The 11,780-nt window shown below is 57.2% G+C and carries 9 protein-coding genes; all 9 read left to right on the top strand.

Annotated elements, in window-relative coordinates; translation table 11 throughout:
• The first annotated feature begins 239 nt into the window (after positions 1–239).
• Complete coding sequence (locus ACE4YL_RS02655) at positions 240–752, top strand: flavodoxin family protein (protein ID WP_461358740.1); 513 nt, start codon at positions 240–242, stop codon at positions 750–752.
• Positions 737–1,378: a hypothetical protein gene (locus tag ACE4YL_RS02650; RefSeq protein WP_461358739.1), complete on the top strand. Its 642-nt coding sequence runs from the start codon at positions 737–739 to the stop codon at positions 1,376–1,378. The genes ACE4YL_RS02655 and ACE4YL_RS02650 overlap by 16 nt, the downstream gene beginning before the upstream one ends.
• A gap of 7 nt (positions 1,379–1,385) precedes the next feature.
• The gene (locus ACE4YL_RS02645) at positions 1,386–2,864 is read left to right on the top strand and encodes a glycoside hydrolase family 43 protein (RefSeq protein ID WP_461369146.1); all 1,479 of its coding nucleotides are present in this window, start codon (positions 1,386–1,388) and stop codon (positions 2,862–2,864) included.
• Between the two features lie 18 nt (positions 2,865–2,882).
• Positions 2,883–5,777 (top strand): endo-1,4-beta-xylanase, encoded by a 2,895-nt coding sequence (locus ACE4YL_RS02640; RefSeq protein WP_461364971.1) that lies wholly within the window; start codon positions 2,883–2,885, stop codon positions 5,775–5,777.
• A gap of 26 nt (positions 5,778–5,803) precedes the next feature.
• Positions 5,804–7,333: a carboxylesterase/lipase family protein gene (locus ACE4YL_RS02635; protein WP_461358736.1), complete on the top strand. Its 1,530-nt coding sequence runs from the start codon at positions 5,804–5,806 to the stop codon at positions 7,331–7,333.
• Between the two features lie 209 nt (positions 7,334–7,542).
• On the top strand, positions 7,543–9,150 hold the full coding sequence (locus ACE4YL_RS02630; RefSeq protein WP_461358735.1) for an extracellular solute-binding protein: 1,608 nt from the start codon (positions 7,543–7,545) through the stop codon (positions 9,148–9,150).
• A gap of 162 nt (positions 9,151–9,312) precedes the next feature.
• Positions 9,313–10,176: an ABC transporter permease gene (locus tag ACE4YL_RS02625; RefSeq protein WP_461364972.1), complete on the top strand. Its 864-nt coding sequence runs from the start codon at positions 9,313–9,315 to the stop codon at positions 10,174–10,176.
• Positions 10,177–10,210: 34 nt separating this feature from the next.
• The gene (locus ACE4YL_RS02620) at positions 10,211–11,116 is read left to right on the top strand and encodes a carbohydrate ABC transporter permease (protein ID WP_461358733.1); all 906 of its coding nucleotides are present in this window, start codon (positions 10,211–10,213) and stop codon (positions 11,114–11,116) included.
• A 344-nt stretch (positions 11,117–11,460) separates the two neighbouring features.
• Positions 11,461–11,780 (top strand): transposase (locus ACE4YL_RS02615; RefSeq protein ID WP_461369145.1); only part of this gene is annotated, 320 nt, incomplete at its 3' end.

Here is an 11,780-nt window from a genome sequence, read left to right as displayed (position 1 = left end):
ATGAGAAAGTTGAAACAAAACAGTCGTTGCAGTGGGCGATGGATGATCCGCTTCTGGAGCATGATTCATTGGGTGGGACGGAGTTGAGGGCTAAAATCCTTTGGTAGAAGATGGATAGAACCGCAGGGATGCGGTTCTTTTTTGTGTCCGGTTGGAAGGAAGGCGGTGGAAGATTTGAGAAAATCTTTATGATGTAAAGCGGTGATTGGATCGCAGTTATGTAAAACGGCGGTGGAGTGATGCGCTTAGTAATCCACGATCTGGAACCCGACTGCTTTAAGCAGCTCTTTCCTGGGCAGCTTGGCGATCTGCACATCATTTCCCCCGAGGCGCCCATCCACCACTGTCTGGGCTGCTTCGGCTGTTGGGTCAAAACGCCCGGTGCTTGTGTCATCCGGGATCACTATGGCGATCTGGGTGAGCTTTTCGCCAGATGCCAGGAGGTACTGATCATCAGCCGCTGCTGTTACGGCGGTTTCAGCCCCTTCGTGAAAAATGTCCTGGACCGCAGCATTTCCTACATCCACCCCTTCTTTGTAAACAAGAACGGAGAAATGCATCACAGGCGGCGCTACAGCAACCGGGCCCGCCTTGAGGTCTGGTTCTACGGTGATACAACCGAACAGGAAAAACATACAGCTCGGGGCCTAGTTGAGGCCAACACCATCAATCTGTGGTGGGAGGCCGCAGGCGTTGAGTTTTTCCAGATTCCCGAGGAAATGGAGGGCCGGCTGCCGTGCAAGTCGCTCTGATCAATGGAAGCCCCAAGCGGCACCGCAGCGCCTCCGGCTGTATCCTGAAGTATCTCCAGCCCCTTTTGGAGCAGGAGGGCCATGTCACAGCAGCCTTTTCTTTGGGCAGGCCAGAGCTGGCTCCCCAGGATGCCAAGGGTATAGGCGATTGTGATGCACTGATTTTCGCCCTTCCGCTCTATGTAGATGGCCTGCCCTCGCATCTGGTCAGCTGCCTGCTGCAGCTGGAGGAAAGCCTGGCGAGATCCGGGGGAAAGATGGGTGTATATGCCATCGTGAACTGCGGGTTCTACGAAGGGCACCAAGCCAGGTGGGCCCTGAACATACTGGAGAACTGGTGCCACCGCGCCGGGCTCCGCTGGGGCTATGGCATCGGACTTGGAGCAGGCGGCGTGCTGCTCAGTATCGAGAATGTGCCCCTGGGTGCTGGCCCCACAAGGAATCTGGCCCAAGCCCTCAGGCAGCTGGCCTCCTCCGTGGGCCAAGGCTTCGGCGGCGAGAACGTGTTTACCACGATGAACATGCCCAAGCTGATCTACAAACTGGCGGCGGAAGTTGGCTGGTGCAGATCTGCCAAGGCCAATGGTTTGAAGATCCGCGATCTGTCCCTGCGGAGGGGGAGCTGACCAGAGCATGGAGAGCGTCAAAAACCCCATCATCTGGGCGGACGTCCCGGACCCCAGCGTGATCAGGGTTGGAGATACCTACTACATGACCAGCACCACCATGCACATGAACCCAGGCGTGCCCGTGATGAAATCCAGGGATCTGGTGAACTGGGAGATCGTGAACTACGTTTACGATGTCCTTGGTGAACAGGACGAGCAGTGCCTGGAAAACGGCAAGGATGAGTACGGGAAGGGGTCCTGGGCCAGCAGTCTGCGCCACCACAACGGCACCTATTATGTGGTCTTCAGTTCCCAGACAGAGCAGAAAACCTTTGTGTTCCAGACCAGGGATATCCAGGGGGGTCCCTGGGAAAAGCACACCCTGCCCTTCCTCCACGACATGTCCCTGCTCTTTGACGATGATGGGAAAGTGTACCTGGTTCACGGCAGCGGAGACATCCGAATCCTGGAGCTGACCTCCAATTGCAGCGCCGTAAGGCCAGGGGGCCTGAACCAGATGATCATCCCCAACAGCAGTGCTGTGGCTGGGGATGAGATCGCCCTCCCCGCGGAGGGCGCCCACATCCACAAGATTAACGGGATGTACTATATCTTCCTGATCACCTGGCCCAGGGGAGGCATGCGCACACAGCTCTGCTACCGTGCCAAGAAGATCTTGGGTCCCTGGGAAGGCCGCATCGTATTGCAGCATGCCGGCATCGCCCAGGGCGGGCTGGTTGATACACCGGAAGGGAAATGGTATGCCCTGCTCTTTGGCGATCGCGGCGCGGTGGGGCGCATCCCCTACTTGGTTCCTGTGCACTGGGAAGAGGGCTGGCCCGTGTTTGGAGTGCAGGGCCGGGTGCCTGTGGATACAGGGATCGGCCCCAGCCAGGGACTGAAGATCGTCTCTTCAGATGAGTTTGCCGGTCCCCAGCTGGGCCTAACCTGGCAGTGGAACCACAATCCGGATAACGCTAACTGGTCCCTCAGTGAGCGCCCAGGTTACCTCCGACTGCGAACAGGACGCCTCAGCAAGGGCTTGACCGATGCCCGCAACACCTTAACCCAAAGGACCTTCGGGCCTGAGTGCTCAGGGACCGTGGCAGTGGAAACCGCCGGTATGCGCAGCGGTGATTGCGCCGGCCTTGCGGTGCTGCAGGAGAAATACGGTTTTGTGGGGGTCAAGGTGTGCGGCACCGATAGATTTGTGGTGATGGCCGAGGCCAGCTCCGGCTCGTGTGTGGAGGTGGAGCGCATCCCTGTCCACGAAACCCGCCTCTACTTCCAGATCCGCTGTGATTTCCAGGACCAAAAAGACCTAGCCTATCTCTCCTACAGCACCAACGGCCAGGAGTGGATCCCCCTGGGGCGCCCTCTGCAGATGGTGTACACCCTCCCCCACTTTATGGGGTATCGGTTTGCTCTCTTTAACTTCGCCACCGAAACCGCCGGCGGCTACGCCGACTTCGATTACTTCCGCATCGCGGGCTCTAGAACCTAAAGACTGGGGGTTTAGCGATTGAAGGGGAAGTTCACGACTATTGCCGCATTGCTGCTGCTTTTGATTGGGGCTGTGGGCACTTTGCCGGCCCGCGCCCAGGTCAGTGAGCTGCCTTCGCTGCGGGAGATCTACAAAGACTGCTTCGACCTCGGCGCCGCGGTCAGCATCGCCGGGTGGTCCGACCAAACCCTGGACAAGCACAGTGAGCTGCTTGCCCACCACTTCAACAGTCTAACCGCTGGGAATGAGATGAAGCCCGACGCCACCCAGCCCTGGCCTGGCACCTTTCGCTTTGCCGATGCGGACCGCATGATCGCCTTTGCCCAGGAACACGGCATGAAAGTGCGGGGCCACACCCTGGTCTGGCACAATCAAACACCCCAGTGGTTTTTCCGGGACGGCAGCAACCAGCTGATCTACGAGAAGGAGACCATCACCGCTGAGGATCGCCAGGCGGTGATCCACCGGTTGGAACAGCACATCGAAGCGGTGGTGGGCCATTTCGGAGATGCCGTCTACGCCTGGGATGTGGTCAATGAAGCGGTTTCCGACACCGGCGGGAGCATCTACCGGCAGGACTCCCCCTGGTACCGGATCCTGGGTGAAGATTACATCAAGATCGCCTTCCGCAAGGCCCATGAGGTGAACCCCAACGCCAAGCTGTTTTACAACGACTACTACATCGACGCCCCTGCTAAACGTGCCCGCACCCTGGAGATGCTGCAGAAGCTCCTGGCCGAGGGAGTGCCCATCCACGGGGTGGGCATCCAGGGCCACTGGAGCGTTAACGACACCAGGATCAGCGAGATCGAGCAGTCCATCCGCATGTACGCGGAGTTGGGACTGGAGATCCAGATCACGGAAATGGATGTGGGCATGCAGGGCTTTACCGAAGAGGAACAGGCTGAGCGCTACAGAGAGCTTTTCCAGCTGTTCAAGAAGTACAGCGATGTGATCACCAGCGTCACCCTCTGGGGAACTACCGACGACACATCCTGGCGCCGGGATGAAAGCCCCCTCCTCTTCGATGCCAACCAGCAGCCCAAACCCGCCTTTTGGGCGTTGGTGGATACGGAAAAACCGTGGTACGCCAACAGGGCCGAGTATCTCGGGGCAGTGGCTTTTCTAAGCAGCTCCGGCCAGAGGCTTGGTGTCTTGAGGCCGGGAGAATACAGCATCGCTGAATTGGAAGCCCTGGGTTTTACCCTGGAGGAAGTGGCTGGTCTGGACGTGGAACGGGAACACCTGATCACCTTCTACTCCCAGGAAGACTTGCGGGGTGAGGCCTGGCACTTCACAACAACCGACAGCTTCCCCGGCAGAGCCCTGGCGGCTGAGGCTAAGTCCCTTTCCATCCGCTTCCTTGAATCCAAGAACATCGCTCTGAACAAGCCCGTACGGGCCAGCGTCCTGGAGGATCGGGCGGCCAGAGCGGTGGATGGCGATGGGCTCACCAGCTGGTCACCTTCTGCAGGGCCCCCCTACTGGCTGGAGGTGGATCTGCAGGGGAACTTCCTCCTGAGCCGGTGGGTGGTGCGCCTCCACGGCAGCGGGCCCCTGGGGGGCCAGGTGGCAGAAAGCCCGTTTAACGCCGCAGATTTCCGCCTGCAGGTGAGCGATGACGCCATCACCTGGCGCGACGAGGATGTTGTGGAAGGGAATACCGCGAGCGTCTATGAAGGTTCTTTAGACCTCGTCCCCGCCAGGTTTATCAGGCTTTATGTCACGAGACCCACTTCCGTGGAGCTCAATTACAGCCTGTACGTTTACGAGCTGGAGGTCTATGAAACAGGCCTGGAGGAATCCAGCGCCAAGGCCCCCGGGGATCAGGCCGCAGAGGTGGTAAGTATGGTCGAGATCAAACAGCTGCCCTATGAGTACCGGCAGACTCTCCCCAAGGAGCAGAGGGGCCGCCTGGAGGAATTCTCCTACCCCGTGAGCCACTATATCAACAGGGAGCGCCAGCTGGTGACCGCTCAAGGCCTAAAGGCAAAAGAGGCGGGCCGGGAGACGGTAGAGGGCGAGCCCATTACCAAGCAGGCCTACATCTACCTGCCCCCTGGCTATGATCCGGAGGACCAGGAGACCAAGTACAACGTGCTCTACCTGCTGCACGGGGTGGGCGGTTCCCGCTACGAATGGCTGCGGGGCAGCGGTACAGCCCATGATACGTACGTGATCTGCAATGTCCTGGACAACCTGATCGCCAGTGGCGAGATCGAGCCGCTTTTGGTGGTCTTCCCCGAGGGAAGGAGCGCCCATGACTGGACAGACACGGCTTTCAATCCCCAGAAGACCAACCTGCTGGGCTTTTACTACTTCGATTACGAGCTGCGCCACGACTTAATACCGTTTGTGGAAGCGAACTTCAACACTTACGCGGACATTACGGACACTTCCCCCGAAGGGATCGCCTTCAGCCGGGAGCACCGGGCCATTGCCGGGCTCTCCATGGGGGGTATGCAGGCGTTGAACCTCACCTTGGGCGGCCACAGGCATGATTTTGCCGCCTTCACGGGTGCAGCGGGTGATCCCCAAAACGGGCTGGCCCCCACAGTGCTGGCCCAAGGTATGCAGGATCTGTTTGCCTATGTGGGTGCCTTTTCCAATGCCCCCACATCCAGCCCAGGAACGGTCCTGGGGCAGGGCATCGCCTCCTCACCCCACAGGATTGAGCTGCTGTACATGACCTGCGGCGATGCCGACGCCATTGCCATGCAGAGCTACCGGTCTGCCGCAGACGGGCTGCGGGAGGCGGCCGGAGATAACCTGGGAGCCTTCTACCAAGTGGTGCTGAAGGGCCGCGGCCACGACTTCAGCGTCTGGAACCACGGATTCTACAATTTCATCCGGCTCTGTTTTGGCAAAGTGGAAACGGCGGAGCCGGTGGATATCCTGCTCACCCTTGATTAGCCCCAGGGCCCGAAAGAGGTGAAACCATGCTGCGGGAAGTGCGCATCAAAAACGGCCTAGTGCGGGGCCTGCCCGCGGCCGACCCCAGGATTACCAGTTTCAAGGGGATTCCCTTTGCTGCACCGCCCATCGGGCCCAACCGGTGGCGGGCGCCGCAGCCCGCGCCGGACTGGGATGGCGTTTTGGAGGCTTTCCAGTTCGGCCCCATCGCCATGCAGGCCACACCGGGAATTAACAAGGACAATATCTACGATTTTGAATGGCATGTGGATCCCCATGTGCCCATGGGCGAGGACTGCCTGCACTTGAATGTCTGGACCCCGGCCACCAGCCCCGAAGACCGGCTGCCTGTGTTCGTCTGGTTCTTCGGCGGCGGGCTGCAAGTTGGTTACCCTTCCGAGATGGAATTCGATGGGGAGCGCATCGCCCGCCGGGGAGTGGTGGTGGTCACCATCAACTACCGGCTGAACGTGTTTGGCTTTCTGTGCCACCCCGAAATCACCAAAGAGGCGCCGGAGGCACCGGCCAACTTCGGCCACCTGGACCAGCAGTTTGCCGTCCGCTGGGTTCAGGAAAACATCGCGGCCTTTGGCGGAGATCCCACCAACATCACTATCGGCGGGCAGTCCGCCGGAGGCGGCAGTGTGCTGGCCCAGCTCACCTCGCCCCAAAACCAGGGCCTATGCCAGCGGGCCATTATCCAAAGCGGACTGTTTGCTCCGCTCTACCCGAACAACAGGAGGCCGCCCCGGGGGTTCAGCCTCCAGGAAGCGGAACAGGCTGGAATGGAGTTCTTCGCTTACCTGGGAGTCTCTTCGCTGCAGGAGGCTAGGGAGCTGGATGGGGAGTTCATCCGCCGCAAGGCCTTGGAGTGCGGGCGGTTCTGGGGGACTGTGATCGACGGCCAGTTCTGCACCGGCGATCCCTTCCAGCTCTTCCTGGAAAACAAGCGCCTGCAGGTGCCGGTTCTGGCGGGGCACACCTCCTCAGAGTTCATCAGCAAGCCCCAAGTTCAGACCAAAGAAGAGCTGCAGAACCTGGCCCAGGAGCTCTTTGCCGATGCGGCGCCGGAGTTTTTGGACCTGATCGAATTCAACAACTCTACCCTGGAAGAGGCTCTGGAAAAGGCGGGGTTAAACACCATCGAATACGCGGTGCACCTGGCCGCCCGGGCCAATGCTGAACACGGCGGTGGTCTTCCCTTCTACTACTACAACTTCGATGCTGAGATTCCGGGTCCTGACAACCCCGGCGCCTTTCATTCCGTGGACCTGTGGTTCTTCTTTGAAACGCTGGCCAAGTGCTGGCGGCCCTTTGTGGGTAAACACTACGATCTGGCCCGTCAGATGTGCAATTATTGGGCAAACTTCATCAAAAGCGGCGATCCCAACGGCCTGGATGCCGCCGGGGAACCAATGCCCCATTGGTCCCCCTACACAAACGAAGAGCCCTTCGGAATGCTCTTCCGCGACAAGCCGGAGTTTGCCAGGCAGGGACCCAGCCCGCTCATGGAGTTTCTGGTTGATCGCTTCTTTTTGAAGCATTCGGAGAGCTAGCTGGGTTAGTCGAACCCACAGGGGTCTAGCTGGGGTTTATCCGATTTGTTTGCATCTAGTTAGCCTTTCCAAAAGGAACTTAACAAATTAAAGAGAATTATCCAATCAGGATAGTTCCGGGGAAGGGGGACGATAGCAGGGAGTACGCTGAAATGAAGCTCGCAAGTGGCGTTGTTCACGGTATTAAGACTAGAGGGGAGAGAAGACTTTTGAAGAGAAGAGGATTCTGGTTCCTGCCCTTGCTGCTGATTCTTGTTTTGGGCGGAACGGCGTTTGCACAGCAGTTCAAGGAATTCACAGTCTTCACAGGCGAACCTTTGCCAGATTACCCCGGTTCAACCATCGTCGGTGACATCATCGAAAGAGAAACAGGCGTAAAATTGATCAGGGAAGCCCTAGTGGGCGATCTGGAGACCAAAGTCGGACTGATGATCGCCAGCGGCGACTATCCCGACCTGGTAGTGGCAGCACACTTCACCAGCCTGTTGAAGGACGCCGGGGCATTGATCCCCCTGAATGACCTGATTGAGGAACACGCTCCCAACATTAAGCGTCTGTATGCGAACCATTGGGAAATGCTGAAGCAGGAAGATGGAAACGTGTACTGGCTGCCGATCCAAGCGATTCCCTACGGCCCCGATACATCCCGTTATCCATCCCTGGGCTTCTTCATCAACAAGCGGGTCTTGAAAGATAATGGCTGGCCGCTCCCCAGGACGCTGGACGAGTACTTCCAGCTCATCGAAGACTACATGGCCAAACATCCCACCATTGATGGCGAACCCACCATTGGTTACATCACCCTCTTCGACGGCTGGCGCAGTTTTGCCACCACCAACGTACCGCAGCACCTCATGGGTTATCCCAACGAAGGTGAGTTTGTACCGGTTATGCAGCAAGGGCGCTATGTGGTAACGGAGTACCACACTTCTCCCACAGCCAAGCGGTACTACCAGAAGCTGAACGAGATGTACAACAAGGGTGTTATCGACCCCGAAACCTTTATCCTCAACTACGACCAGTACATCGAGAAGCTGAGCTCTGGCCGGGTACTGGGCACGTTCAACCAGTTCTGGCAGATGCAGGAAGCTCAGAACTACCTGTTGAGGGACAATCCGGAAAGCATCTTCGTTCCTCTGCCGATCGTGATCGACCCGTTAGTTGAAGAACGGCAGCGGGATATCCCCTACGTACAGCCCACGCAGGGCATGGGCATCACCATCAACTGTAAAGATCCCGTGGGAGCCATCAAGTTCCTGGACTACCTGATCAGGGAAGATACCCAGCGCCTGCTCCAGTGGGGTATCCTGGGCGAACACTATGAAGTAGATGAAAACGGCCTCTATTACCGCACGCCTGAACAGCTCGAGCTCTTCAGGGATCCCGACTGGGTCCAGAACGTGTTCGGCAGACCGTACTTCTTCAACGCCTTCCCGAGCCTGAGGGGTGTTGACGAAAACGGCAACATGTTCTTCCCCGATACGCAGCCGCATCTGATCTACTCCGACAGCACCGATTCGGAGAAAGAGGTCATGGATGCCTACGGTGTGAAGTCCTTCTCGGATCTGTTCAACGAACCCATCTTCAAGAAGTACTTCCCGCTGTGGACCATCACCATGCCAGCTGGTTCGCCGGCGCATATCGAAGAGACCAGGATGAAGGACGTCCTCAACCGCTATGTGCCTGAGCTGGTGATGAGCTCACCGGATCAGTTCGAGGCCATCTGGGAGAACTACGTCAGAGATATCAAGCCGCTCATGGTTGAGCAGATGAAGGTCTATCAAGAGGGCATCGATTGGCGCATGGAGAACTGGTAAGACTTCGAGTTCTTGTAATGTAAAAGGGGCGCTCTCGGGCACCCCTTTTACGCTATAAATCCAAAGCAAGTGAGTTGAGAAACCATGAATACGTCAGCAAGTGCTGTCCCGCGGGGCAGAACCTTTTGGCATAGAGTAAAGCAGCAAAAGATGCTCATTTTCATGACTATTCCCTTCTTGGTTCATGTCATTATCTTCAGGTATGTCCCCATCTGGGGATGGCTCATGGCCTTCCAGAATTACTGGCCGGGCAAGAGCATCCTGCAGCAGACCTGGGTGGGTCTGGAGAACTTCAGGCTGCTGTTTAACGACCCCGTCTTTTACCAGGTCCTGCGCAATACCTTGGCCATGAGCATCATCAAGCTGGTGCTGGGTACGGTCAGTTCCATCATCCTGGCCCTCATGCTCAATGAGGTCAGGATCATGTGGTTCAAAAAGAGCGTGCAGACCATATCCTATCTGCCCCACTTCATCTCCTGGGTGGTCGCGGCCAACTTGGTGAGGGATGCCCTATCCACAGATGGAGGTATCATCAATGAGGTGCTGATGCGCCTGGGCATCATCAAGCAGCCCATCATGTTCCTGGGCATACCGGCTCTGTTCTGGTGGATCATCGGCGTCTCCCACGTCTGGAAAGAAGTGGGTTGGGGAGCCATCATTTATCTGGCAGCCATTGCGGCCATCGACCCCACCTTGTATGAATCGGCCATGATCGATGGAGCAGGAAGGCTGAAGCAGATGTGGTACATCACCCTGCCCTCCATCCGGCCCACCATCAGCGTCCTTTTGATCATGAACTTGGGCTGGGTGTTAAGCGCCGGTTTTGAACAGCAGTATCTGCTCCAGAACGGACGAGTGATCGACTACGCCAGGGTCTTCACCATCTACGAACTGGATTACGGAATCAAGATGATGCGCTACTCCTTCGCCACCGCCGTCGGTATTTTCCGCAGCGTGGTCAGCTTGATCCTGGTGTTCAGCGCCAATCAGCTGGCTAAACGGTGGGGCCAGGAGCGGCTGGTGTAGTGATCATTAGGGAACCAAAGTGGGGGTGAAAAGCATGCATAGAGTTGGACGCAAAACCTGGGGGGACATTGCTATCGATGCGGTCATCTACCTCAGCCTGATTTTCCTGGTGGTAGTCACCCTGTACCCCTTCCTGAATACTCTGGCCGTCTCTTTCAACGACGCCATGGACAGCTCCAGGGGAGGGATCACCCTCTGGCCGCGCAAGTTCACTTTGTACAACTACCAAACGCTGCTGACCCGCAGCCAGATTTACCATGCAACTCTGGTTTCAGCCGCCAGGACCATTCTGTCCACTGTCTTGGGCACCTTCTGCACGGCCATGGCAGCTTACATCATCAGCCGCAGGGAGTTCGTGTTCAGGAGGCTTGTTTCCTTCATCTACGTCCTCACCATGTACATCGACGGGGGATTGGTGCCTACCTACTTCCTCATGCGCTCCCTTGGGCTGGTGAACAGCTTCTGGGTCTATGTGGTCCCGGGGCTGGTCTCGGCTTTTAACCTCATCGTCATCCGGACTTATATCGCTGGCCTGTCGGACAGCTATGTGGAGTCGGCGCGCATTGACGGGGCAGGTGAGTTCACCATTTTCCTGCGCATCATCCTACCCTTGTGCAAACCGGTCTTGGCCACCATCGCCCTCTTCATCGCGGTGGACAACTGGAATGCTTGGTTCGACACCTTCCTCTACAATTCCGCCAACGCTCAGCTCAGCACCTTGCAGTACGAGCTGATGAAAGTCCTGCAGAGCGCGAACACCATGTCCGGATCGCTGCTCCAGGCGCTGTCCAGAGCCGCTGCGGGCACCACAAACACGGTCACGCCCAGGGCCATCCGGGCCACCATGACCATCATTGTGAGTGTACCCATCGTGGCAGTATACCCCTTCCTGCAGAGGTACTTCGTCCACGGCTTGACCCTGGGAGGGATCAAAGAGTAATAGGAAGATGGCTCTGGCCCCGCCACGGCGCCAGCAGCATTCCAGTGCCCAAAACAACATTCTTGTCGTGAACTATGTCAGGGAAGCCCGGTTTTGCCGGGCTTTTTTGCTGCCTTGGCGCTGAGCTCAGTTCAGTGCTCAACTCTCAGCACCAGATTCCTCTCGTTCCATAAGGTAGAAAGCACGGTGGCAATGTATCTCGATCCGCACAGCGGACCGCAATTCGAGTTGAGTCCGTATAATGGTGTAAAAATGGTTTTCTGAAAAAATAGGAAAGCCATTAACAAATTCCTCAGTTAGAATAGAAGTTGGAGAAACCAAAATTCTGAGAGGAGGAATTTGAAATGGCTCAATACCAGATTACCGTAGATCAAGAACTTTTGCACCGTCTATTTTTAGGCAATAACAAGGATTCCGGTGTGTCAGCGTTATTGGAATCGGTATTGAACCAGATTTTGCAGGCGCAAGCCACCGAACAGCTTCAAGCCGAACCATACGAACGCACTGATAAAAGGAAGGGATATCGTAACGGCACACGCCCGCATACACTAACCACCCGGGTGGGAACCATAGCCTTACATGTTCCGCGTTTTCGTAACGGTCAGTTTTCCACCGAGATGTTTGCCCGCTACCAGCGGAGCGAACAGGCCTTGATACTGGCCCT

It is taken from the genome of Candidatus Darwinibacter acetoxidans, from assembly GCF_041936445.1.
In the GTDB taxonomy this organism is placed as follows: Bacteria; Bacillota; Limnochordia; order Darwinibacteriales; family Darwinibacteriaceae; genus DTU010.
Note: the sequence above shows the minus strand (reverse complement) of the source record. Positions and strands in the feature narration are given on the sequence as shown.